We start from the raw sequence: 24,983 nt of genomic DNA, 5'->3' as shown, positions 1-24,983 counted from the left end.
TTATTTGCCGCTTATAACGGTTTTGCAGCTATTGCAGCACTGTGTATTCCAATAATCGTTAAAAAAGTAGGGCTAAAAATAGCTCACGCTATCAACCTAGTGTTAGGTGCATTGGGCTTGGTGAGCTTTATTATTATCAAAGATCCAAGTTTACTAATCTGGCCAATGATCGGGGTTGGTTTTGCTTGGGCTTCAATTCTATCTTTACCATACGCAATGTTAAGTACCTCAGTACCAAGTAAGAAAATGGGTGTGTACATGGGTATCTTTAACTTCTTTATTGTTATTCCGCAGCTTTTAGCGGCAAGCGTATTAGGCCTAATTTTACGTCACTTTTTTGAAAATCAACCGATTTATGCGTTAGTGCTAGGTGCAGTGTCATTTGTACTAGCAGCGGTCGCTGTACTGCGCGTTAAGCAACAATAATAAGGACACACCATGAAAAAATTTAATCTTATTACCGCAAGTATTTTAGCGTTAGGTTTAACAGCTTGTAGTTCAGAGCAATCAGTTAATACATCAGTTGAGCAGGTGTCTGCGCCAGGAGCTCCGGGTGTTGAACCTTTTTGGGCATACTCAGGTAAAACAGGTATTGGTACATCTTACGAGCAATACCAAGACGGCCACTATAGCAATGCAGCTGCTACTGGCAAAGTATCAAAAGTTTGGTTTTCAATCGCGAAAGGCATGATCACCGAAACTATGTTTGGTTTAATTCACCAAGCACAAATCAAAGATATGCAGTTTGTTGTAGTTGGTAAAGACTTTACCGTTACAGAGAACGATGATCTGGATGTTAGCATTGATTATTTATACAAAGACGACGCGGGTCGCCCATTATCGCTTGCTTACAAAGTAGTAAGTAAAGATAAACAAGGTAGGTTCACTTTAGAAAAACATATCTTTACAGATCCAAACGGGCAAACATTGTTTGTTCGTAGCGTATTTAATACTGACCTTGATGGTGTGAAAGCCTACGTTAATGTAAACCCTTACATTGATAACAACGGTTTAGACGATTTCGCAAAAGTGACCGACAAAGGTCTAGTTGCTTGGCAAGATGATAACTTTTTATCTTTACAAGCCGCTCAACCATTTAAAAAGGCAAGTGTTGGCTTTACAGGTGTGAGTGATGGCTTAAAAGAGTTAAAAGCATCGCAATCATTATCAACGACTTACCAAAATACCGGTGATAAGTCGGGTAATGTAAGCTTACTTGCAGAGCTTGGCGAAGTATCTAAAAACACCACCTTTGATATAGCTTTAAGCTTTGGTAATTCTGAAGCTGCAAGCTTAAAAGAAGGCCAAACAAGTTTAAACCAAGGTTATGAAAAAGTGCTTGCTGCTTATAACGGCGAAGGTGCGGCAATTGGTTGGCAAGATTACTTAGCAAGCCTTGAACCTTTGAGCACATTAACTAACAGCACTGCTGATAATGGTAAATTGCTATATACCAGCGCCATGGTATTAAAAGCGCAAGAAGATAAAACTCATGCAGGTGCTTTAATTGCGTCACTTTCTAACCCTTGGGGTGAAACGGTTTCGGCTAAAACTGGTTCTACTGGTTATAAAGCCGTTTGGGTGCGTGATTTCTATCAAGTTGCTATGGCATTTATGGCTATGGGTGATACACGTACCGCAAAAACGGCGTTTGAATATCTAGAAAAAGTACAAGTGACGGACAGTACGCCAGGCAATGGTGGTGACACGGGTTGGTTCTTACAAAAAACGCACGTTGATGGTGAGCTTGAATGGGTAGCTGTTCAGCTTGATCAAACAGCAATGCCAATTATGTTAGCGTGGAAACTACATCAAGCAGGCGTACTTAGCGATCAAGAGCTAACAGATTGGTATGGCAAAATGTTAAAGCCAGCGGCTGATTTCTTAGTTGATGGTGGCGTTGCGAAAATTCTTTGGAACGACACACAAATTACACCACCAGCAACGCAACAAGAGCGCTGGGAAGAACAAAATGGTTTTTCTCCTTCAACAACAGCTGCGGTAGTTGCAGGCCTAGTAACGGCTGCTGATATTGCTAAAAAAGCAGGTGACACTAAAAATGCAGAGCGTTATCTAGCAACGGCTAAAACCTACAACAGTGAAATTGAAAGCACGATGTTTACGACTCAAGGTAACCTTAAGTCTGAAAACAGTGATGGTGAATATTTCATCCGTATCGGTCAAGACAAAGATCCAAACTCATCAACCACACTTAATGCTAATAACGGTCGTAAAGGCTTTGATAAAAAGCAAATCCTTGATGGCGGTTTCTTAGAGCTTGTTCGCTATGGTGTGCGTGATGCACTTGCTCCAAGCATTGTAAAAACTTTACCAGAGTATGATGACGAAACCTTAGTTGATAACCTGCAAGTGCGCTACACCTTTAACTTTGCTGATGGTTCGGGTTCATACCCTGGCTACCGTCGCTATGGTAACGATGGTTACGGTGAAGATGAAGTGACAGGTAACAACTATGCTGAAGGTGGCAATAATACTCCAGGTCAACGTGGTCGTGTTTGGCCGTTTTTCACCGGTGAGCGTGGTCACTATGAAATCGCTGCGGCAAACGCAACCAATAGCCTTGATGCGATAAAGCAACAAGCGATTAAAGACACCTATGTAAAAGGCATGGAAGCATTTGCTAATGAAGGCATGATGTTACCTGAGCAAGTTTGGGATGGCGTTGGTAATAATAAAGCAGGCTATCAGTTAGGTGAGGGGACAAACTCAGCGACACCACTTGCTTGGACTCACGCTGAATATATCAAGTTACTTCGTTCAGTGAGCGATAAACATGTGTGGGACCATTACCCAGTTGTTGAAGACGCATTGAAATAATTCAGCTTCAGATGATGAAACCGCCGATTAACACTTGGCGGTTTTTTTTGTTTTGCACTTTTTTACATTAATTTTCAAATAGTGTGATATTTTAGCATTATGTAAATATAATTTTTGAGACAAATACCTATTTAAGTAAAAGCAAAAATTGCACTTTTTTTAAAAATAGAGGTTTTGCTAAGGTTGAGTAGCTTTGTTTAAATTAAAAAGTAAAGGGAATTTAATTAATATGCTAAAAAGAATTTCACTTATATTATTACTGATTTTACAATGTTCTTGCTCTATTAATTCTAACTTCGGGAATTATATTATTGCTGACGCCGAAAACAGAGGAAGAGGTGAACAAGTCCAGGTTTATAACGATCGAGAAATTTTCAACTTTAGATCAACCTATTTAGGTAATGTAGAATCCAACTTTTGTCACGAAAAAAATGACTCTCTTATCCCTGAAGATGCTTATTATTACAATCCTTCCAATATAAAAGGTACTTTACAAGATTCTTTAAAAGTTAAAGCACATAAAATGGGTGGTAATGGTATAGTTTTTTCTCAATGTTATACTACGTCAAATACATATCAGTGCTATAAATCAATGCGTTGTGAAGGCTCTGTGTATAATATTGAAAATTAACTGTGAGCTCTAAAACAATGAAACACATGCTTCGCTTTGTTTTTCTAATGCTACTTACTTACCCTTTCTTAAGTGTTGCTAATGCAAAATTAAAACCCTTCAGCAGTGATGGTTGCAGCTCTTTTCCTGATGGAACTATAGAACATAAAAACTTGTGGTTGGCTTGCTGTACAGCCCATGATCTCGCATATTGGCAAGGCGGTACTTTCAAGCAACGTGAGCAAGCTGATGTCGATTTAAAAGAGTGTGTTGCAAAAGTAGGTGAGAAAGAGATTGCGGTATTGATGCTTGCTGGTGTCAGAGTGGGTGGTACACCTTTTTTACCAACCAGCTTTCGCTGGGGTTATGGATGGCCATATCCTAAGTTCTATGGCGAACTAACAGAGCAAGAGCGGATGCAAGTTGAAAGCCGTTTAGCCGAACTTAATACTGAGAAAAATAACTAATTAATCGTCTATCTAAGTTCTTTACAGGTTTTAGATGCATCATTGATTATAGTTGCTTCAGCGCTTTTGGCAAAACGTGTTGACATATAGAGGCCTAATTGGTGGTCTGGCATTTTTATGCGTGTAACGCCATCAAAGTGGTGAGGCTCGATATCTTTTGCAATTACAGTCGGTAGGGCTGTAATACCAGCTCTGTTTTTAGCTACAAACTCAACAGCTTGTTGCCATGTATTAACTTGTTGCTCATGGCTTAGTATTTCATTTTCATCAATGTCTAAATATTTAAGTATTAAGGTGCGCGCACCAGTACCGCGCTTATATGCTATGCCTTGTAATAATGCCTGCTTGCGTAAATTTTTAATACTTAAATCTGTTTCATTTGCCTGGATTATGAGCTGGTAACCAGCTTGATAAATTGTTGTTGAACGAGTCGCAAATAGATCTCTTTGAGGAAGCAGTAATAATGGCATAGCGATATCTACTTCATTATTTTTTAACATTTTAATTAAACGGGCTTGCGGTACTGTAATAACGTCAAAGTCGGATTCGAGATGATTAATAACACAGCTATATGCTGACTTTAATTCACCATGAAATTGTTTACGGTAGTACTTTAAAGATTCGCCATTTTCACTTGATACACCTATCAGCAATTTAGCTGAAACTGAATGGCTGAATGAAGCAATAAATAAAGCACATAAGGTGATAAAAAAACGTATAAAGTCCATTTATAAACTTGTCATGTTTTAATTAATTATTAATTTATCAATGACTAGTTATAAAAACAATATCAAGGTAACAACCTGAAATAACATCGTTGTATGTATTTAGCTTGAGTTATTCATTTATATATTTTAAAACAGTGCGTTAGATTTTTTTACTTGAGGGAAAAGCTGGAAACTGCAATATTGAAATCGTGTAGCATTTTGTAGCCTATGAAGTACTGTATTATTCTTCCAAATGGAGTTTGTAAATGATAAAAACAGCCTTAATTTTATTTTCATTGATTGCGTTTAATACGCAAGCACAAAGCTTTCAAGCAAAATTAGTCAAAGCTGCGAAAGAGCGTACTGAACACGTTGTAGTTTATAACGGCAGTTATCGAAAAATTGACTACCCCAATGGCGATGTACCAAAAAATATAGGTGTGTGTACCGATGTGATAATTCGCACCTATAGAGCTTTAGGAATTGATTTACAGGCGCTTGTACATGAAGATATGCGCGACAACTTTACCTTATATCCTTCAAAGCGAATTTGGGGCTTGACCAAACCAGATACCAACATTGACCACCGAAGGGTACCTAACCTGCAAGTATTTTTTGAAAAATTTGGCACAAGAAAAGTTATTAGCAAAACAGCTGCTGATTACCAAGCTGGTGATATTGTGACTTGGGTTTTACCTAATAATAGGCCTCATATCGGCATTGTTACAGATGAGCTATCTGAAGATAAATTAAGACCTCTCATTGTTCATAACATTGGCTGGGGGCCGAAAATGGAAGATATGTTATTTAACTATAAAATTACAGGTCACTATCGATTTGAACCAAATCTTAGCAAATAGTTTTTCCTGTATCAGAATTAAGCCGCTAGCTATTGCTAGCGGCTTTCTTGTATTTATAACCCGGCTTTTTTAGCGCGAGCAGTATGTAGTTTTTTATAGCTTTCGATTAAACGAAGGTGTCTATCTAATCCCTCAAGCTTCATGCTGGTCTCTGTTAGACCATAAAACATCACATCGCCGTTGATTGAGCCAACCACGGCATCCATTGTTTCTTGGCCAAACATACGGGTAAAGCTGTGGATGTAATCTTCAATTTCAAGGTCATCACTAAGAGCAACTTCTAACGTTGCGTGCATTGCTTGGTAGAATAGGCCACGTTCTACAATAGTATTGTCGTTATATTGTAAGAAAGCTTCAACAAGCTCCATTGCTGCTTCTAAATCACCAAGCGCTAAGTAAATAAGTAGTTTAAGCTCAAGAATCGTTAACTGACCCCACACTGTGTTTTCATCAAACTCAATGCCGATTAAGGTGATGATATCAATGTAGTTATCAAGTTCACTTTGTTCTAAGCGCTCAACTAAATCAGCAAGTTGATCTTCTGATAAACGGTGCAGATTTAAGATATCTTCGCGGAAATTAAGTGCTTTATTGGTATTGTCCCAGATTAAGTCTTCTACTGGATACACTTCTGAGTAATCAGGCACCAAAATACGACATGCAGTACCAAGATCTGAGAACTCAGCAATGTAAGCTTCTTTACCTAAGCTTTCTAAAATACCGAATAAGCTCGCTGTTTCTTCTTCATTGCTGCCAGAGAAATCCCACTCAACAAACTCATAATCGTGTTTAGCACTGAAGAAACGCCATGAAATCACGCCAGTTGAGTCAATAAAGTGTTCTACAAAGTTTTCTGGCTCAGACACAGCCATGCTATTAAATGTTGGCTTAGGCACATCGTTTAAACCTTCGAAGCTTCTGCCTTGTAATAGCTCAGTTAAGCTGCGCTCTAACGCAACTTCAAAGCTTGGGTGTGCACCAAAAGAAGCAAATACACCGCCAGTTTTAGGGTTCATGAGTGTTACGCACATGACAGGGAACTGACCGCCTAGTGAGGCATCTTTTACTACAACTGGAAAGCCTTGTTCTTCAAGGCCATTAATACCTGCAACAATCCCTGGGTATTTGTTTAAAACCTCTTGAGGTACGTCTGGTAAAACAATTTCTTGCTCAATGATCTGGCGCTTAACAGCACGTTCAAAAATTTCAGATAAACATTGTACTTTCGCTTCGGCAAAGTTGTTACCTGCGCTCATACCATTACTTAAGAATAAGTTTTCGATTAGGTTTGATGGGAAGTAAACCGTTTCACCGTCAGAGTGGCGTACATAAGGAATAGAACAGATACCACGTTCTTTATTGCCAGAGTTGGTATCAATTAGGTGTGAGCCACATAGCTCACCATCTGGATTATAAATTTCACGGGTATAGTCATCTAAAATGCCCTCTGGTAGAGAGTCATCGTCAGTCAGAGCAAACCACTTTTCATTTGGATAATGAACAAACTCGCTATTAGCAATGTCTTCGCCTAAGAACTGATCGTTATAGAAGAAGTTACAGTTTAAGCGCTCAATAAATTCACCCAAAGCTGAGCATAACGCGCTTTCTTTAGTTGCACCTTTACCATTAGTAAAACACATAGGCGAGGCTGCATCACGAATATGTAGAGACCATACATTAGGCACAATATTACGCCAAGAAGAGATCTCGATTTTCATCCCTAATTCTTCAAGGATGGCCGTCATATTTGCGATGGTTTCTTCAAGCGGTAAATCTTTACCTAAAATAAACGTGTTGCTGTCATCACCTGGTTTTGCCATCAGCATTGCTTGTGCGTCAGCTTCGATACTTTCTACAGTATCGATTTTAAACTCTGGCCCAGTTTGAATAACACGTTTTACCGTACAACGTTCAACAGAACGTAAAATACCCGTGCGGTCTTTTTCAGATAAGCTTTCAGGTAATTCAACCTGAATTTGGAAAATTTGGTTATAGCGGTCTTCTGGGTCAACGATATTGTTTTGCGCCACACGAATACCATCAGTCGGGATATCGCGTGAATTACAATACACTTTAATAAAGTAAGCCGCACACAATGCAGAAGACGCTAAGAAATAATCGAATGGACTTGGTGCAGTGCCATCACCCTTATAGCGAATAGGTTGGTCTGCAATGACAGAGAAATCATCAAACTTGGCTTCAAGTCTAAGGTTGTCGAGAAAATTAACTTTAATTTCCATTAAAAAATTCCACCTTTGTGCGCATTGCTATCTGAAGCTTTATACAGCTAGATAAGCATTTTCATCATAATAGGTGTAATTATCTGCTTTTTCGAAGTAATAGTCTTGGGTAAATCGAAAAAAAAGCGATTTTAATAAATAAAAGCCTAGGTTGTAGAGCTGATAGCGATAACTGTGGCGTTATCGCTAAGGGTTAAACACTCGAACCGCGAATAATTAAACGAGGCGGTAAAAGCGTATTTTCTACTTGTTCACCACGAATAAGCTTAAGTAGATTATCAACTAACATTTGCCCCGCAAGAGTGGTGTCTTGCTGAACAGTAGTAAGAGGCGGATTAACAAAGCTGGCAACAGCAATGTTATCAAAACCGACAACGTGAACATCGTCAGGAACTTTTATTTTTGCTTCTTTCAGGGCGCGAATAGCACCAATAGCAATAAGGTCACTGGCTGCAAATAAAGAGTTAAAACGAATATTATTGGCAATCAATGATCGAGTAGCATGATAGCCTGATTCTTCTGTAGAAATGGCATTAGCCATTTTACGTTCGTTAAGGGTCACACCTTTGGCTAAAAATGCATCCTTAAAGCCTTGGTAACGGGCAAAAAACTCAGGGCTATGCTCAGAGGCATCACCAATAAAAGCACAATCCGTTCTACCTGTTGCTAATAAATGCTCTGCCGCTAACTTACCACCACCATAATTATCACAGCTCACTGTTAAGTCAGGGCGGTTATCGACGCTTGCCCCCCAGCAGACAAACTTAGTGTGTTGGTCAATTAAGGTTTTAAATTTGGGTTGATAATCGAGGTAATCCCCATAACCCAATAAGATTAAGCCATCGGCACGGTGACTATCTTCATAATCAGCTTGCCAATCTGAGCTGCTTGATTGAAACGAAACAAGCAAGTCATAGCCTTCTTTCGCACACGCTCTGGTAATACTACCAAGCATCGCCAAAAAGAAAGGGTTTATTTGTGATTCATCTGAGGTTGGATCTTCAAATAACAAAAGGGCGAGGGTGCTACTTTGTTGTGTTCTTAGGTTACTGGCATTTTTATCAACTTTATAGTTGAGCTGTTTTGCTACCTCATGAACACGTCTACGCGTTTCTTCGTTGACCAAAGGGCTGTTTCTTAATGCGCGAGACACGGTTGACTGTGACACACCCGCATAATGTGCAATGTCAAAAGATGTCGCCTTACCTTTCATATTGTTACCAAATAACATAAGTAGTAATTGCCATTTTCGGCTATTTAATATTTTTTTCAAGCTATTTGTGACGAGTGGTTAATTACAAGCAAAACTCAGAGCTAATAGGTGTTATTTCTGTGCATTTTGTTGATTTTTAGCACTTAAGGCGTGAGTTTTTTAATAAAATACGTATGCATTCACAAATAATGAAAATTTTTATTGATTCGAATCTGACACCGGTGTCATAATGTCACTGTTTTATCATTTTGTTGTCAAAACGTATTTGGCTGCCCATTCATTTGGGCAGCATTTTTTTAATACAAAAGATAGCTTCTTTGAGGCAACGACCCAAAGTTTAGCAGACACAGTGGCTTTGCCATTGAAAACTAGAAAAATAAGCGGCAATAGCTTAGACAAATAGAGAAAACAACATGAACACACAGACAACTACAGAATTCGCTCCTATTCTTGTTGCCGATATCGGCGGCACTAACGCTCGTTTCGCTTTAATCACAGACTTTAATACGCAAACAAATCAGTTTGTTATAAAGCATAATTTAACATTCCCAAGTGCTGATTTTGGTTCTTTAGAAAGTGCAATTAATCAGTATTTCAGTCAAATATCGTTCCCAAAGCCTAAGCGTGCATGTTTAGCGGTAGCGGGCCCTATAAAAGCAGGCCAAGTACACTTAACAAACCTTGGCTGGCACTTTAACGTTGCAGATTTAAAAGCTGAGTTTTCATTTGAGCAACTTGAAGTTATCAACGACTTTGCCGCATTTGCTTATGCAGCACCATATTTAGACGATTCGCAAAATATGGCCGTTAAGGCAGGTCAAGCAGATGAAAATGCAAATATTGCAGTAATGGGCCCAGGCACTGGTTTTGGTGCAGCGTGCTTAGTGCGTACCTCTCAAGGCAGCGCAGTACTTAGCTGCGAAGCGGGTCATATTACCCTTGCCGCAGTAACAGAATTAGACCGCCTTTTAATCACTGAGCTTAAAAAACAATTAAATCATGTGTCAGTAGAGACAGTGTTCTCAGGCCCAGGTATTGCGCATTTGTATCGTGCTATGGCTGCGGTAAAAGGTGTTGAAGCTAAAAATTTAGATGCAGCGCAAATTAGTGAATTAGCCACTACAGGCCAATGCGAAGTGTGTGATGCGACATTAAATCAGTTTTGTGATTGGATTGGCAGCGTAGCCGGCGATTTAGCTCTTACATTTGGTGCATTAGGTGGTGTATTTATTGGTGGTGGTATTTTACCACGCATGCAACAACGTCTATTATCGAGTCGATTTATTGAGCGTTTTGCAGACAAAGGTATTATGTCGCAATATACTTCACAGATCCCTGTTACACTAGTAACACAAGACAACATTCCATTCATTGGTGCTGCTGCGTGTTTACATGTAAACAGTAACGCGTAATTTGCAGTTGGATTAAGAGCGGATGAAAAAAGTTACCATCAACAGTGTTGCCAGCCATGCTGGTGTTTCTAAGAAAACAGTCTCTCGCGTGCTGAATAATGAGCCAAACGTGAGTGATGCAACGCGCGAAAAGGTACTAAAAGTATTTAAAGAGTTAGATTACACGCCTAATCCTATTGCCCGTGGTTTAGCACAAAATCGCAGTTTCATAATTGGTTGCTTATACGACAACCCAAGTAAAAGTTACATTACCCGCGTGCAAACAGGTGCTTTAGCGGCGTGTCATGAACTTAATTACAACTTATTGATTCATCCTTGTGAGTTACGTGGCGAAGAGTTAATTAGTAACATTGAGCAGTTAATTCAAACCTCTCGTTTAGATGGTATCGTTTTAACTCCACCTTTTTCGGACTTTCCTCAATTAGTGAGTTTTTTAAAGTCGAAAAAGATCCCGTATGCTCGTGTAGCCTCAGCCACCCTTGAAGATGATTCTATTTCTGTACGAAGTAATGACGAGCAGGGCGCTTTTGAAATAACTGAGCATCTAATTAAGCTTGGTCACAAAGAAATTGCGTTTATTAAAGGTCACCCAGATCATAGTGCTACAGAACAACGTTTTAAAGGCTACCGCCGTGCACTTGCCTCAAACGGCATTGAATTTGATGAGCGTTTAGTCGAAGAAGGTAACTTTAGTTATCACTCTGGTGTTGATAGTGCCCGTACTATTTTAGATTTAAATCCTAGGCCAACGGCAGTCTTTGCTTCAAATGACTACATGGCAGCAGCGGTATTAAAGTTAGCTACGCAAATGCAATTGAAAGTGCCAGACGATATTTCTATTGCAGGTTTTGATAACGCACCTATTGCCCGTCATATTTGGCCAGGCTTAACCACCATCGCACAGCCAGTTGAAGAAATGACACAACAAGCAGTCAAGCAATTAATTACACATATTAGTGAACCACAAGAGTCACCTTATCAAGTGACACTTGAAGCAAAGCTAATTACTCGTGAATCAACAGCAGCAATTAAATAAATTTCATCATATTTTTTCACAGTAGCCCGAGAATGAGTGACGCGTTCTCGGGCTTTTTTATTTTGAAGCTAGAAAAGAGTGAATTTTAATTTAAGTTACTGTTTATAAGTAATAAGTTTGGCAATGTGTAAGCTTTATCTAAGTCGTTATAAGTAGTTATAAACATGAAATACCCTCATATTCTACTAAAATTAAATTGTTCATTATTTGGTCATTTAAAAAAATTAAACTAAATTTAACAGATAGGGTTGACACCGGTGTCACAGTCATGAGTTAATACAGTGACACCGGTGTCAGGTTGGTTGTGAGAGACAGCCTGATAGCGTACCTTTGAACGGGTAAATCAAAGATGCTCAGTACAGTTATATTCGTGGAGTCTGTAATTGTTACTGAGCCTTTATCCTCTAACTATAGAGATGAGTCGAATTTTATGTTGCATCCTCGTATCCAAGAAGTCACCGACCGCGTTATTGAACGTAGTAAAGAGACCCGCCAAGCTTATTTAAAGCGAATCGCGCACGCAAAAAAACAAACAAGAGTTCGTGCAGGTTTAGGCTGTGGTAATATTGCACACGTTATGGCTGCTTGTAGCAGCGATGACAAAGCTCGTTTAAAAGCTGACGAGCAACCAAACCTAGCTATCATCAACGCTTATAACGACATGCTTTCTGCGCATGTACCTTACAAAGATTATCCAGAAATCATCAAAAGCCTTGCAACCAAGTACGATGCAACAGCACAAGTTGCTGGTGGTGTACCTGCAATGTGTGACGGTGTAACACAAGGCCGTGATGGTATGGAACTGTCATTGTTTTCACGTGATGTGATTGCAATGTCGACTGCGGTTTCTTTATCGCACGACGTGTTTGACGGTGTTTTCTGTTTAGGTGTATGTGACAAGATTGTCCCAGGACTTTTAATTGGTGCCTTATCATTTGGTCATTTACCAACGTATTTCTTACCAGCAGGTCCAATGCAATCGGGTATCCCGAATAAAGAAAAAGCCCGCGTACGTCAAAAGTTTGCACAAGGCCTAGTAAGTCGCGAAGAGCTGTTAGAAGCAGAAAGTGCGTCGTATCACAGTGCCGGTACTTGTACTTTCTACGGTACTGCAAACTCGAATCAAATGTTAATGGAAATCATGGGTCTACATTTACCTGGTAGCTCTTTCATTAACCCATACACAGAACTACGTGATGGTTTAACAGGTCATGCTGTAGAAACCATGTTAAAGCAGTTAATCGAAACAAAAGATGCTAACTGCCTTGCAGACGTAGTGAGTGAAAAAACAATTATTAATGGTTTAGTCGGCTTGTTATCAACAGGCGGTTCAACAAACCACGCAATCCACCTAGTAGCAATCGCTAAAGCAGCGGGTGTGATCCTTACGTGGAAAGACATGGCTGACTTATCTGAAGTTGTGCCACTTCTTACGCGCATCTACCCGAATGGTTCAGCAGATGTGAACCACTTCCAAGCTGCTGGTGGTATGGGCTTCCTAATGAAGCAACTACTTAGCAAAGGTTACCTACACAACGACGTGAAAACGATTGTTGGTGATGGCCTTGAAGCTTACACCACAGAGCCAATGTTAGATAAAGATTCATCAGTGATCATGACTAACAGCACAGGCCCAAGCAAAGTTAAATGGGTAGCGTGTCCTGAAAAGTCACACGACGAAGAAGTATTGCGTCCGATTGATAATCCGTTTAGTAAGCAGGGTGGTTTACAGCTTCTTACAGGTAACCTTGGTAAAGCAGTTATTAAAGTATCTGCAGTGGCTGAGTCACATCAGGTTGTTTCTGCGCCAGCTAAAGTATTTAGCTCACAAGGCGAGTTACAAGAAGCGTATAGCCGTGGTGAATTAAACACCGACTTTATTGCTGTAATTAAAGAGCAAGGTCCGAAAGCGAAAGGCATGCCTGAGCTTCATAAATTAACGCCAGTAATGGCAACACTCCAAGATCAAGGCTACAAAGTAGCTATTGTGACAGATGGTCGTATGTCGGGCGCATCAGGTAAAGTTCCTGCAGCAATCCACTTAGCACCTGAAGCTGTTGAAGGTGGTGTAATCGCAAAAATTCACGAAGGTGATTTAGTGACACTTGATGCACCAGCGGGTGTATTAAAAGTACACGTAAGCGATGAAGAATTAGCAAAACGTGAATTACAACTTAGCCAACCAAGCCAAACATATGGTACAGGCCGAGAATTATTCGCAGGTTTCAGAAATATAGTAAGTAGTGCAGACCTTGGCGCTAGCGCCTTCGGTTTAGAATAATAATACGCCGTTACTGGGCTATGAGGAACATACAATGAGCATTGAGAAAATTTTATCATCGGCACCTGTGGTACCGGTTGTTGTTATCGAAAAACTTGAAGATGCAGCACCCCTTGCACGTGCGCTTTATAACGGTGGCTTAAAAGCATTAGAAATTACTTTGCGAACGCCGATTGCGGCAGAAGCAGTAAAGCTTATGAAAGAAGCTGTACCTGAAGCATACGTAGGCACAGGCACTGTTATTGATAAAGCGACATTTAATGCATCTGTAGAAGCTGGTGCTGATTTTATGGTTAGCCCAGGTGTAAACGACGAATTATTAGCACTGGCTAAAGAGTCAGATATTCCATTTTTACCCGGTGCAGCAACACCAAGTGAAGTAATGAAATTAGCAAGCCAAGGCTTTAAGTTCTTAAAGTTCTTCCCTGCAGAAGCGGCAGGTGGTACAGCAATGCTTAAATCAATTGGTGGCCCTTTACCGCAAGTGACTTTCTGCCCAACTGGCGGCATTAGCCTTGAAACAGCGCCTAACTACCTAGCACTTAAAAACGTAATCTGCGTAGGTGGTACTTGGATGTTAGATAAACAACTTATTGAAAACAAAGACTGGCAAGCCATTGAAGCGCTTGCTCGCCAAGCAAGTGAAGTAAAATAATTAACGGGAGATATTAGAATGATTAATGTTGCAATTAATGGCTATGGACGTATCGGTCGTAACGTATTACGTGCTCTTTATGAGTCAGCTCAAAACAACGAAATCAAAATTGTTGCTATCAACGATTTAGCACCAGCAAATGTTAACGCGCATTTAACTCAATTTGACTCAGTACACGGTCAATTTTCTCAAAAAGTAACACTTGCTGAAAACACCATGCTAATTGGTAATGATGAAATTACCCTTACGCAAGAGCGTGATCCTGCAAACCTTCCTTGGAAGGAATTAAACGTCGATATCGTATTAGAATGTACGGGTTTATTCACTTCACGTGAAGCAGCTGCAAAACACATTGAAGCCGGTGCTAAAAAAGTAATCGTTTCTGCGCCTGGTACTGATATGGATGCAACAGTTGTTCATGGTGTTAACAGCGAAGTTTTAAACGCTGACAGCAACATTATTTCAAACGCATCGTGTACAACAAACTGTTTAGCACCGATTGCAAAAGCAATCAACGACACAGTAGGTATCGAGCAAGGTAGCATGACAACCATTCATGCTTACACAAACGATCAAAACCTATCTGACGTTTATCACCCTGACTTATACCGTGCACGTAGCGCAACTCAGTCAATGATCCCAACTAAAACAGGTGCAGCTAAAGCGGTTGGCTTAGTGCTTCCTGAACTTGCGGGTAAACTTGACGGCATGGCAGTACGTGTGCCAACAATCAACGTTTCTTTAGTAGACTTAACGTTCGTTGCTAAGCGTGAAACAACTGCAGCAGAAATCAACGAAGTCGTTAAAGCTGCATCAGAAGGTGCAATGCAAGGTATTCTTGAATACAACGAACTACCGCTTGTTTCTATCGACTTTAATCACAACCCAGCGTCTTCAATCTTCGATTCTACGCAAACTAAAGTAGATGGTAAGCTTGTTAAAGTAATGGCTTGGTACGACAACGAGTGGGGTTTCTCAAACCGCATGTTAGACCAAGTTAAAGCGCTAGGTCAGTTCTTATAATAGAACAGTAAAAGTTTAAGCTTTATCCAACAAAGCCACGTTTACCGTGGCTTTTTTGGTTTTTGCTGGAAATTAATTACGATTCACATTACTTTATTGTGCGTAATTGTTTTCAAGGAAAGGTAATGAAAAAAATCTTATTAACAGCTTCACTTTTTGTAACGTCGTTACTGCCAAGCTATGTATCAGCATCGCACGAAGCACAGCAACTTGCAGTGTGTTTAACTGATTCACTGAATGGCAAAGAGCGGAAAAATCTAGCTAAATGGATTTATCTGGGTATGTCAACGCACAGTATAATTAAACCTTTCTCGAACGTGACAGAGCAAGATATAGATGAAACTAATCGCTATGTTGGTGCGTTAGTTACGCGTTTATTAACCGAAGATTGTCCAAAGCAAGCTAAGGCAGCGATTGAGGTCGGCGGTCAGGGAGCAATGGAAAACGCGTTCGGTATTGTCGGTGAAGTTGCAATGCAAGAGTTAATGGCTGAGCCAAGTGTGGGTAATGCTTTAGGTGCATTTGATAAATACCTTGATCAAGATAAGTTTGATAAAGCATTTCAGTAATATTAAAAAACTTAACATTATATAAGTCTAAATCGTTCCATAAGGATATGGATGCTCAATAAAATTAAAAAGTTATTCGCTAATAAGTTATATAGGTCAATTGCGCTAGTTTTAGTCATTCTTATTGCTGGACCTGAGTTAATGATGGGATATGAGCTCATGGCGCTACTTGAGTTTTTAGGTCCATCTACATTTGTTCTTATTCATTTGGCCGGAGTAAAGCTCTACCTGATAAAGCTAAAAAATGCTTTCATGAGTTTTGAAAAACATAGTTTGTGCTATAGGCCAAAGGCTTCACACATTATTGCAATGCCTGCGTTGATTATTCATTACCTACCTGAACGCAGCATCGTTTTGGGTTTTCTGAGCTCAATATCAATTTGTTGTATACACATGTTCGTGATAGCTTAGCGTATATTTGTTCCTAAATTCTTCTGTGTTATGCTGCAAAAAATTGATAAATGGATTTTATATCATGACACGTCTTTATCATCGGCTATTTAGGGCTGAGCAGTTTCAAGTGGGTGAAGGCAATATAAGCGGCTATATTGCTTGCTTCTTAGCGGTTTTATCCTGTTTAGGGGTACTAGCTTTTCATTTTCCTGAGTATTTAACGACCCCAGAGCTCAGGCAAAACTACAGTGTCGAGTTTTTACGCCAGTTGATGTTTGTGGCATTGATTATTTCAGGCAGTTTAGGGTTGTTGAACTTTGTTCGTAATACTAATAAACGGCTCGGTGCAACGGCTTGGGTGTTGATCTCGCTTGCGATTGCATTTGGCGGGCCTAATGTTGAGGTGGGCGACTTTAAAGATAATACGCCGTACTTGGGGCTTGATTGGTTCATTCTTGACTTACTTGGTTCAACCCTGATTTTTATTCTAATTGAGAAGCTACTGCCGCACCGTAAAGAGCAAAAAATCCTCCGTTCTGAGTGGCAGGGTGATTTAAATCATTTCTTTGTTAATCACTTAATTATTGGTTTTGTGTTGCTGGCAACCAATCAGTTCGTGCATCACGCATTTGGCTGGGCTGTGTCTGATACAGTGCAAGGCTTTATTATTCAACTGCCATTTTTACTGCAGCTATTTCTAATCATTTTAGTAGCCGATTTAATGCAATATTTTGTGCATAGGGCTTATCACGAAGTGCCTCTGCTTTGGCGTTTTCATGCCGTGCATCATAGTGCAAAAGAGATGGATTGGCTGGCAGGCTCTCGTCAGCATATTTTAGAAATACTCGTGACGCGCAGCTTAGTGCTCACGCCTATTTTTGTGCTCGGCTTTCCATCGGATGTTATTAGCCTATATGTAATAATTGTTGGCTTTCAGGCAGTATTTAACCACGCCAATGTTCGTGTGAGATTTGGATGGTTAAAGTATTTGCTGGTTACGCCTCAGTTTCATCATTGGCATCATTCATCTGATAAAGCGGCCATTGACCGTAACTATGCTGCGCATTTTTCTTTTTTAGATTATCTATTTGGCACTGCTGTCAAAGGCCAAGCAGAGTGGCCCGACAAATATGGTGTAGTCGGCGATTACATGCCCGAAGGTATGTTCAAGCAACAGGTGTTCCCGTTTAAAAAGCAAAAATAAAGCCTCACTGAGGCTTTATTAATAAGGACCCTAAATCATAATCGCGAAACTAGCTCAGAAAGGCGAGGGCGTTTTTCTGAGTTGAGTACCAAGCACTCTTGAGCTATGTCAGCAAGCATCTTAGTAATGTCGTTTTGTTCACTCACTACAGTCAGTAAATCATCGATGAAATAACCAAGGGCGCGTACTTCAATCCCTTCTAGTAGCTGCTGTTGATCAGGCGTCAGCATTGATAAGTCTGTTGCCGCACCAAAGTCACCAAACAATAAGTCGCCTTGTGAATTGATCATGCTGTTATGGGCATAAATGTCACCATGGCTTACTTGCTTTTGATGCAAATGGGCGAGGGTATTGGCCATTTGCTTAACGACTTTTAGCACCATTTCTGGCGCGTACTGGCAGTTGTCTTCGAATGTGTCTCGTGTACAAGTTGCAAGGGAAGGTGGCAAACCAAGATTCGTAAACTCTTTACTGATAAGCTCCATCACTAAACCGAGTTGAGACTCTTCATCGACATAGCCCAATGCTTTTATGAGATTTGGATGCTCACTGGCTTTTAAACAGCAATTTAGCTCATCGAGTGGATAGCCATCACTGGTGATCTCGCCTTTAAATAACTTAAGGGCAACAGGCTGTTGATGCCAATTGGCTAAGTGAATAACCCCAGATGCACCTTGGCCAATCTGCTTTTTAACTTCGATTTCATCCAGTGCAATTTTGCTAAACTGCTCACAGTGTAAGCTAGTTGAGCGATTTAAATCGTTACCAGAGAAGGCAAGCCAAGCAAGTTTCGGTAAAGCTAAAAGCCAACCTTCAACTTTTGTAAGCTTATTGGCACTTAAACGTATTAGCTCAAGCTCTTTACAATTAGCCATTGACTCTGGCAAATGTGTTAACTGATTACCTGCCAGTGCGAGCTTTTTAAGCTTGCTGTACTCACCAAATGTTTCAGGTAAAGCGGGAATTTGATTATCAGTTAAGATTAACCATTCTATCTGTGTTGGCAAACAGTGCGCTTCAAATTCAGTTATTTGATTACCTTTAAATGCCACCATGATTAAGTTTGGGCATTGTCTTAGCATGTCTGGTATATGTTTAAACTGATTAAATGATAAAAATAGCCGTTTGAGATTTTTTAATTTGTAAAAATCGTCAGGTAAATCACTTAGCTGGTTATTTGATAAATCAAGGATTTCTAACGTATCGGCTAGGGTATAAATTTCTTTTGGCAATTCGGTTAGTTCTGCAATAAGCTGAAGCCGGGTACAACCTTGTAAAGAACCGGCTTTTAACTCTTCGAGGGTATTCAATGTTGATTCCTTTGGGCTAAAAAGGTAAAGGCCAACTTGGTTGGCCTTTTTTATTAAAACTGTGCGTTGTGGTAAACGTTTTGTACGTCGTCACAGTCTTCTAGCATGGCTAAAAAGCGTTCCATGACTTCAACGTCTTCACCTTCAATGGGTGCTTCTACTTGCGGCACAAAAGCAATTAGATCTTCGTGGAAATCAGTAATTCCCATTTCTTCAAGTGCTGTACGGGTATTGTTGTACTCAGTGTGTGGAGCGAATACAGTCACTTTACCGTCTTCAACTTCTACATCTGTTACATCAACATCAGCCATCATTAGTGCTTCTAAAACAGCCTCGTCATCATCACCATCAAACACAAAAATAGCAAGGTGATCAAATAAGTGTGATACTGAGTTTTGCGCACCAATTTTTGCATTCGCTTTTGTAAAACAAACACGTACGTCAGCAAAGGTACGTTTGTTGTTGTCGGTTAAACAGTCAACAATAATCATACAGTTACCCGGGCCGTAACCTTCATAGCGAGTTGCTACGTAATCTTCGCCGCCACCGCCTTTGGCTTTATCGATTGCACGCTCAATTACATGCGTAGGTACTTGGTCTTTCTTTGCACGCTCAATTAAGCGACGCAGCGCTAAGTTGCCATCGGGATCAACACCACCATTCTTAGCGCAGATATAAATTTCTTTTCCGTACTTTGAATAAACTTTGGTTTTTGCACCCGCAGTTTTTGCCATTGAGTCTTTTTTGTTTTGATAAGCTCTGCCCATCTGCGTGTTGCCTTTTTGTTATAGATAAAAATAAAGCGGTTATTCTAATCATTTAACCCACTAGTTAACAGTGTTTATTCATCGCTTTGCTGCAACTGCCACATTCGAGCGTATTCACCATTCGCAGCAAGTAGCTGTTGGTGCTGACCTTGTTCAACAACCTGTCCTTGTTTCATCACAATAATTTTGTCTGCGTCAGTAATTGTTGATAAACGATGTGCAATAACTAAGCTGGTGTGCCTTTGTGCGACTTCACGCATCGCACTAAGAATGGCTTGCTCTGAATGCGAATCTAGCGCCGATGTTGCCTCATCAAATAATAAAATCGGTGAACCTTTTAAAATGGCTCTGGCTATTGCAATGCGCTGCTTTTCACCCCCCGACACTTTTAAACCGCGCTCACCAACAAGGGTTTTATCGCCTTTGTCTAGGCTGGCAATAAATCCATCTAAATGGGCAAGGCTTATGGCTTTATCAATTTCATCTTCGCTTGCAGTTGGGTTTCCGTAGGCGATGTTTTCGCGAATGCTGGTATTAAATAGCACGGTATCTTGCGGTACGATGGCAATAGCTTGGCGCAAGCTCTCAAGTGTTACTGTGTTGATTGCTTGCTCATCGATATAAATTTTGCCCGCATCCACATCATAAAAGCGGTAGAGTAGGCGGCTTAGAGTGCTTTTACCTGCGCCACTGGCACCCACAATGGCTACCTTGCTGCCAGAAGTAACTTCAAAACTTAAGTTATTTAAAATCGACCGTTGTTTGCCGTAACTAAAAGAGACATTTTCAAATCGGATAGCTGCTTTGGTAGCTTTTAATGGTTTTGCATCTTTGTCATCGCTAATGGCGGCTTTTCGATTTAATAGCCCGAGCATGTTTTCAAGATCAGTCAGCGCACGGCGTATCTCACGATAAACAAAGCCTAAAAAGTTAAGCGGTAAAAATAGCTGGATCATGTAGGCATTAATCATCACAAGCTCACCTATGGTCAGCTCTTTATTGACCACTGAACTGGCACCTAGCCACATTAGCGCTGTAATAGCTGCGGCTATAATAAGTGCCTGCCCTGAATTAAGCGCCAGTAATGATAAACGATTTTTTAGCCTTGCTTGCTCCCATTTAGCTAAAAAGCTGTCGTAGGTGCTCGCTTCATATTGTTCATTGTTGAAGTACTTAACGGTTTCGTAATTTAGCAAGCTGTCGATAGCACGGGTATTAGAGTTGTTATCGGCAGTATTTGCTTCACGAATAAATCGGTTACGCCACTGAGTTACTATCACAGTGAAAGCAATGTAAATAGCGACCGCTATAACGGTGACTAGTGCAAACCACGGCGAAAATAAGGTCGCAAAAATAATCGCTACTGTGATTATTTCAAATAAGGTTGGTACGATATTAAACATCAAAAAGCGCATTAAAAAACTAAGGCCACTTGTACCACGCTCTATATCGCGACTAATTCCACCTGTTTGCCTGTCAAGATGAAAGGTAAGCTCTAAACTATGCAGGTGTTTAAATACTTTTAAGCCAATATGGCGCATTGCGTGCTCTGTAACTCGGCCAAATAATGCATCGCGAACTTCACCAAAAAACACACTGGCAAAGCGCAGCAAACCATAAGCGATCAGCAAGGCAACAGGAACACTCAATACCGGGTTGATACTCGCATCAACCGCGTCAATTATTTCTTTAAGTGCCCAAGGCATCAGCAATGTGGCGCCCTTTGCTGCAATAAGCGCCATTACGGCTAAAATAACTCGGCCTTTAAAGGTCATTAAATAGGGCCAGAGTGTTTTGATGCTTTGTGATAGGTTCATTGCATCAGGCGATCTCGTCACCTGTTCTTTGCGGCTCATTCCACGCATGGGTGTCTCTTAAAAATCAATTTGATAAAAATAGGCAAAAGCTTTCGTGTTTTAGGCAAGTGTATTTTGCAAATTTACCTCTATACTGAGTGCAGTATACACCAGCGCATTAGCAAATTTGTTAATTGCATGAGTTAAACACGAAGAAAATTAAGGAGTAAGCATGAAAACCGTCGGTTATGCAGCACATGATTCTGAAAAACCATTAGAGCCGTATCATTTTGAACGCCGTGCACTTCGTGATGAAGATGTATCAATAGAAATTCTTTATTGTGGCGTGTGCCATTCAGACTTGCACACAGCAGAAAACGATTGGGGCTGGACTCAATACCCAGTCGTGCCAGGCCATGAAATTGTTGGCCGTGTTCTTGAAGTAGGCAGCGGCGTTACTAAATACAAAGTGGGCGATAATGTTGCTGTAGGTTGTATGGTTGATAGCTGTTTAAGCTGTGACCAATGTCATCACGGTGAAGAGCAGTTTTGTCGTGAAGGTATGGTAGGGACTTACTCAGGACAAGACCGTATCAGTGGTGAACTCACTCAAGGTGGCTATTCAAAACACATTGTGGTGCGTGAAGAATTTGTACTGAGCGTGCCTGAAGGCTTAGACCTTGCTAAATGTGCACCAATTTTATGTGCGGGTATCACAACGTATTCGCCATTACGTACCTGGAATGTCGGCCCAGGCAGCCGTGTTGGTGTGATTGGTTTAGGTGGTTTAGGCCACATGGCGATTAAAATCGCAGCTGCAATGGGCGCACATGTTACGGCAATTAGCCGTAGTGATAAGAAAAAACAGCAGGTTTTATCTTATGGCGCAAAAGATCTATTAGTATCAAGCGATGAAGATGCCATGCAAGCGCATGCAAATCAATTTGATGTGATCATTAATACCATTCCGGTAAAACACGACTTTACACCGTATATCCCGCTTTTAGATATTGATGGGACTCAAGTATTGGTTGGTCAAGTAGGTGAGCTTGCTGAGTCTAACTCTGTGCCGTTATTAATGGGGCGTCGCCGTGTTGCAGGCTCATTGATTGGCGGTATTGCGCAAACTCAAGAAATCCTCGACTTCTGTGCACTACATAATATTCTGCCAGAAGTTGAAATGATCAAAATGGAGCAAATTAATGACGCTTTTTATAAATTAAAGCAAGGTGATATGGCCTCACGCTTTGTTATCGACATGTCATCATTAGAAGTTTAACTTGTTTAAAAAAGTTAAACTAACTAAGCGGGTCTAGTTAGGCTCGCTTTATTTTAGTTACTTTTATTTAAGTAATACCTTGTGTTTTATTTTTTTACCCTCATTATAGCCCTGTTATCCGCTTAATTTATTGGTCAGTTCTTGTTACGGTTTTTCTCAGTCATTATCTTGCTATTTACTGTGTTCTTTAGTGCACAGAGCATGGCTATGCCTGACAATCACTCACACTTTGCTGCGACTAAATTGTTCCAAGTCGAGCTGACTAAAACCCCAGTTATTTCCCAAACTCATACAGTCGAACATCCTAAGCCGGTAGAACCATCGGGGTTTGATACCCTAGTGCCGCGTTTAACTGCCAGTAATTCATCATTGTTTCTTTATCATAGTCAGGTTGACCCTGATTACGAGCTATTAATTGAATTCTTTGCTGAAGATTGGGGGAAAGAGCACTTTTTAGCGCCGCCAGGGGCTGTGCGTGAGATCCCATGGTTTGCCTTAGCAACCCAACGTAAATCCCGTATTAGTGGCTGGAAAGACGCTAATCTTTTGTACAAAGCCAATACGACCTACCATAACTAAACGACTTCCTTCGTTACTTTTATATTTTTGGAATTAATTTTTACCGGCTGACAATGCCGGAAGGAAGTCATGTATGTCACATAAATCAAAGCCGGCGCTATGGCGTCGTCTAAAAATGAGTTATGTCGCTATGATAGCGGCGTGTATTTTACTAGCGGTAAGCGCATTACCTAATCTTTATCCTAATAAGTCTTGGTTGCACATTAGCTTGCCTGATCAAACTGTGACGCTGCAAAGTGTGACAACGTCACTAAACCAACATGGTTTTGAAGTGACTGAAGCAAATGATAGCCAAGCACAACTGGCTATTTTATTAAGCGAGCCAACCCAAAGTGCCAATGCGCTGAGTTTTATCAAAACACAATACCCACAGTTAGACGCTAAAATTGTTGAGCATGCGACAAGCCCACAGTGGCTTCAGCAGCTTGGTCTTTCACCAATTAAGTTAGGACTCGACTTAAATGGTGGGGTGTTATTTGTGCTTGATGTTGACTTAGATAAAGCAATGCAAGAGCACTTAAGCAGTGTGTATCAACAAACTAAATTGGCGCTTCGTAAAGATAAAATTCGTGGTATTCGGGCAAGTGAAGTAAAAGGAGGGGTTGAGCTACAAATTTTACCAAGCTCCGAGGAGCAACTCGCAGGGCTCGTCTCAACGTTACAAGGTCAATTCAAAGGCCTGATGCAAACTAAATCAACCACTAATAACCTAACCACGGTATTACTGCATTTTAATGAGCAAAGCCAAAGCGAATTCAATAAACAAGTTATGGCGCAAAGCTTAACAACCCTGCGTGGTCGTATTGAAGAGCTTGGCATCACAGAAGCGGTAACGCAACGACAAGGTAAGCAGCGCATTCGCATCGAGTTACCCGGTGTGCAAGACCCATCTGAAGCTAAGCGTATTATTGGTGCAACAGCGACCCTCGATTTTTATCAGGTCGTCGAAGTAGGTGGTAAAGCGTTTAATGTGCAAGGCGGTGGCGTTGTTAATTTAAATCCTATAGCGATTTTTTCAGGTGATCACATCAATAATGCCAGTGTTGGTAAAGATGAGTGGGGCAAGCCTTTAGTTCAGCTCAGTTTAGACTCGCAAGGTGGTGATGCGATGTCTGCTTTTTCGAAGCACAACATTGGTAAGCCAATGGCCACTGTGTATTCTGAATACTCACGGGGTGAAAATGGCGAAGTTGTGAAAAAAAGCGAAGTGATCAATGTGGCAAACATTGCTCAGCACTTAAGCTCTCGTTTTAGCATTACCAATATGAAAAGCCCACAAGCTGCTTACGATTTAGCGCTTCTATTACGTGCAGGGTCGCTCACAGCACCAGTGACCATTGTACAAGAGCAAACCATAGGCCCAAGCTTAGGCAGTGAAAACATTGAGCATGGCTTAGCTGCGTTAATGCTGGGTATCGGTATTACCCTTGCCTTTATGGCGCTTTGGTATCGTCGCTTAGGGCTGATTGCCAATATTGCTTTGCTACTAAATTTAACTGCTTTAGTTGGTTTAATGTCGTTATTGCCGGGCGTTGTACTGACCTTACCGGGCATTGCAGGGCTTGTTCTGACGATAGGTATGGCTGTTGATACGAATGTGATTATCTTTGAGCGAATAAAAGAAGAGAAACGCAAAGGTCGACCTACATATCAAGCGATTGAGCAAGGTTATAACCAAGCATTTACGACCATTTTTGATGCCAATGTGACTACGATGATCACGGCAATTATTTTATACGCCATT

Annotated in this window: 22 protein-coding genes and 1 pseudogene; 17 read left to right on the top strand and 6 right to left on the bottom strand. The window is 40.6% G+C overall.

Annotation, left to right across the window (positions count from 1 at the left end; genetic code table 11):
- From L1267_RS21565 to L1267_RS21550, 4 genes and pseudogenes are all read left to right on the top strand, one after another.
- Window positions 1–426, top strand: a pseudogene (locus L1267_RS21565) (MFS transporter); the annotation flags it as partial.
- A 12-nt stretch (window positions 427–438) separates the two neighbouring features.
- Window positions 439–2,838, top strand: a complete 2,400-nt coding sequence (locus tag L1267_RS21560; protein WP_235384060.1) for a glucan 1,4-alpha-glucosidase — start codon at window positions 439–441, stop codon at window positions 2,836–2,838.
- 193 nt (window positions 2,839–3,031) lie between these two features.
- A complete protein-coding gene (locus L1267_RS21555; protein ID WP_138558719.1) occupies window positions 3,032–3,469 on the top strand; it encodes a hypothetical protein in 438 nt (145 codons plus the stop codon).
- A gap of 2 nt (window positions 3,470–3,471) precedes the next feature.
- Complete coding sequence (locus L1267_RS21550) at window positions 3,472–3,915, top strand: hypothetical protein (RefSeq protein ID WP_442960572.1); 444 nt, start codon at window positions 3,472–3,474, stop codon at window positions 3,913–3,915.
- 8 nt (window positions 3,916–3,923) lie between these two features.
- Here the strand turns inward: L1267_RS21550 and L1267_RS21545 are convergent, their stop codons facing one another.
- Entirely contained in the window at window positions 3,924–4,643 is a 720-nt protein-coding gene (locus L1267_RS21545) for a hypothetical protein (RefSeq protein WP_235384058.1), read from the bottom strand.
- Between the two features lie 245 nt (window positions 4,644–4,888).
- On the opposite strand from L1267_RS21545, the gene L1267_RS21540 reads away from it, so the two are divergent.
- Window positions 4,889–5,482, top strand: coding sequence for a DUF1287 domain-containing protein (locus L1267_RS21540; RefSeq protein WP_235384057.1), 594 nt, complete (start codon window positions 4,889–4,891; stop codon window positions 5,480–5,482).
- Between the two features lie 53 nt (window positions 5,483–5,535).
- Here the strand turns inward: L1267_RS21540 and L1267_RS21535 are convergent, their stop codons facing one another.
- Together L1267_RS21535 and L1267_RS21530 are read right to left on the bottom strand one after the other, a co-directional pair.
- Entirely contained in the window at window positions 5,536–7,722 is a 2,187-nt protein-coding gene (locus tag L1267_RS21535; protein ID WP_138557612.1) for an OsmC domain/YcaO domain-containing protein, read from the bottom strand.
- Between the two features lie 193 nt (window positions 7,723–7,915).
- The gene (locus tag L1267_RS21530) at window positions 7,916–8,935 is read right to left on the bottom strand and encodes a LacI family DNA-binding transcriptional regulator (RefSeq protein WP_135924931.1); all 1,020 of its coding nucleotides are present in this window, start codon (window positions 8,933–8,935) and stop codon (window positions 7,916–7,918) included.
- A gap of 229 nt (window positions 8,936–9,164) precedes the next feature.
- Between L1267_RS21530 and L1267_RS21525 the strand changes: the two genes are divergently transcribed.
- From L1267_RS21525 to L1267_RS21485, 9 genes are all read left to right on the top strand, one after another.
- On the top strand, window positions 9,165–9,338 hold the full coding sequence (locus tag L1267_RS21525) for a hypothetical protein (RefSeq protein ID WP_171040413.1): 174 nt from the start codon (window positions 9,165–9,167) through the stop codon (window positions 9,336–9,338).
- A 10-nt stretch (window positions 9,339–9,348) separates the two neighbouring features.
- Entirely contained in the window at window positions 9,349–10,347 is a 999-nt protein-coding gene (gene glk, locus L1267_RS21520) for a glucokinase (RefSeq protein ID WP_135924929.1), read from the top strand.
- Window positions 10,348–10,369: 22 nt separating this feature from the next.
- Complete coding sequence (locus tag L1267_RS21515; protein WP_135924926.1) at window positions 10,370–11,383, top strand: LacI family DNA-binding transcriptional regulator; 1,014 nt, start codon at window positions 10,370–10,372, stop codon at window positions 11,381–11,383.
- 430 nt (window positions 11,384–11,813) lie between these two features.
- Window positions 11,814–13,664: a phosphogluconate dehydratase gene (gene edd / locus L1267_RS21510; RefSeq protein ID WP_135924924.1), complete on the top strand. Its 1,851-nt coding sequence runs from the start codon at window positions 11,814–11,816 to the stop codon at window positions 13,662–13,664.
- 34 nt (window positions 13,665–13,698) lie between these two features.
- Complete coding sequence (locus L1267_RS21505; RefSeq protein WP_063705675.1) at window positions 13,699–14,319, top strand: bifunctional 4-hydroxy-2-oxoglutarate aldolase/2-dehydro-3-deoxy-phosphogluconate aldolase; 621 nt, start codon at window positions 13,699–13,701, stop codon at window positions 14,317–14,319.
- 18 nt (window positions 14,320–14,337) lie between these two features.
- A complete protein-coding gene (gene gap, locus L1267_RS21500; RefSeq protein ID WP_135924922.1) occupies window positions 14,338–15,342 on the top strand; it encodes a type I glyceraldehyde-3-phosphate dehydrogenase in 1,005 nt (334 codons plus the stop codon).
- Between the two features lie 125 nt (window positions 15,343–15,467).
- Window positions 15,468–15,911, top strand: a complete 444-nt coding sequence (locus L1267_RS21495; protein WP_235384056.1) for a hypothetical protein — start codon at window positions 15,468–15,470, stop codon at window positions 15,909–15,911.
- Window positions 15,912–15,962: 51 nt separating this feature from the next.
- Window positions 15,963–16,322, top strand: a complete 360-nt coding sequence (locus L1267_RS21490) for a hypothetical protein (RefSeq protein WP_235384055.1) — start codon at window positions 15,963–15,965, stop codon at window positions 16,320–16,322.
- 64 nt (window positions 16,323–16,386) lie between these two features.
- Window positions 16,387–17,508 (top strand): sterol desaturase family protein, encoded by a 1,122-nt coding sequence (locus L1267_RS21485; RefSeq protein ID WP_235384054.1) that lies wholly within the window; start codon window positions 16,387–16,389, stop codon window positions 17,506–17,508.
- Window positions 17,509–17,543: 35 nt separating this feature from the next.
- Here the strand turns inward: L1267_RS21485 and L1267_RS21480 are convergent, their stop codons facing one another.
- The 3 genes from L1267_RS21480 to L1267_RS21470 form a co-directional block, all read right to left on the bottom strand.
- Entirely contained in the window at window positions 17,544–18,818 is a 1,275-nt protein-coding gene (locus L1267_RS21480; RefSeq protein WP_235384053.1) for a protein kinase, read from the bottom strand.
- Between the two features lie 53 nt (window positions 18,819–18,871).
- Window positions 18,872–19,585, bottom strand: a complete 714-nt coding sequence (locus L1267_RS21475; protein ID WP_054561631.1) for a YebC/PmpR family DNA-binding transcriptional regulator — start codon at window positions 19,583–19,585, stop codon at window positions 18,872–18,874.
- 74 nt (window positions 19,586–19,659) lie between these two features.
- Entirely contained in the window at window positions 19,660–21,402 is a 1,743-nt protein-coding gene (locus L1267_RS21470) for an ABCB family ABC transporter ATP-binding protein/permease (RefSeq protein WP_442960573.1), read from the bottom strand.
- A gap of 211 nt (window positions 21,403–21,613) precedes the next feature.
- Here L1267_RS21470 and L1267_RS21465 point away from each other — a divergent pair, with 211 nt between their 5' ends.
- The 3 genes from L1267_RS21465 to secD form a co-directional block, all read left to right on the top strand.
- A complete protein-coding gene (locus L1267_RS21465; protein WP_235384051.1) occupies window positions 21,614–22,660 on the top strand; it encodes an NAD(P)-dependent alcohol dehydrogenase in 1,047 nt (348 codons plus the stop codon).
- Window positions 22,661–22,867: 207 nt separating this feature from the next.
- A complete protein-coding gene (locus L1267_RS21460) occupies window positions 22,868–23,239 on the top strand; it encodes a hypothetical protein (protein ID WP_199526405.1) in 372 nt (123 codons plus the stop codon).
- Between the two features lie 73 nt (window positions 23,240–23,312).
- The coding region (gene secD, locus L1267_RS21455) for a protein translocase subunit SecD (RefSeq protein WP_235384049.1) at window positions 23,313–24,983 on the top strand (1,671 nt) is incomplete at its 3' end.

This window comes from Pseudoalteromonas sp. OFAV1, from assembly GCF_021532595.1.
In the GTDB taxonomy this organism is placed as follows: Bacteria; Pseudomonadota; Gammaproteobacteria; order Enterobacterales; family Alteromonadaceae; genus Pseudoalteromonas; species Pseudoalteromonas lipolytica_C.
This window is presented reverse-complemented; position numbering and strand designations above follow the sequence as displayed.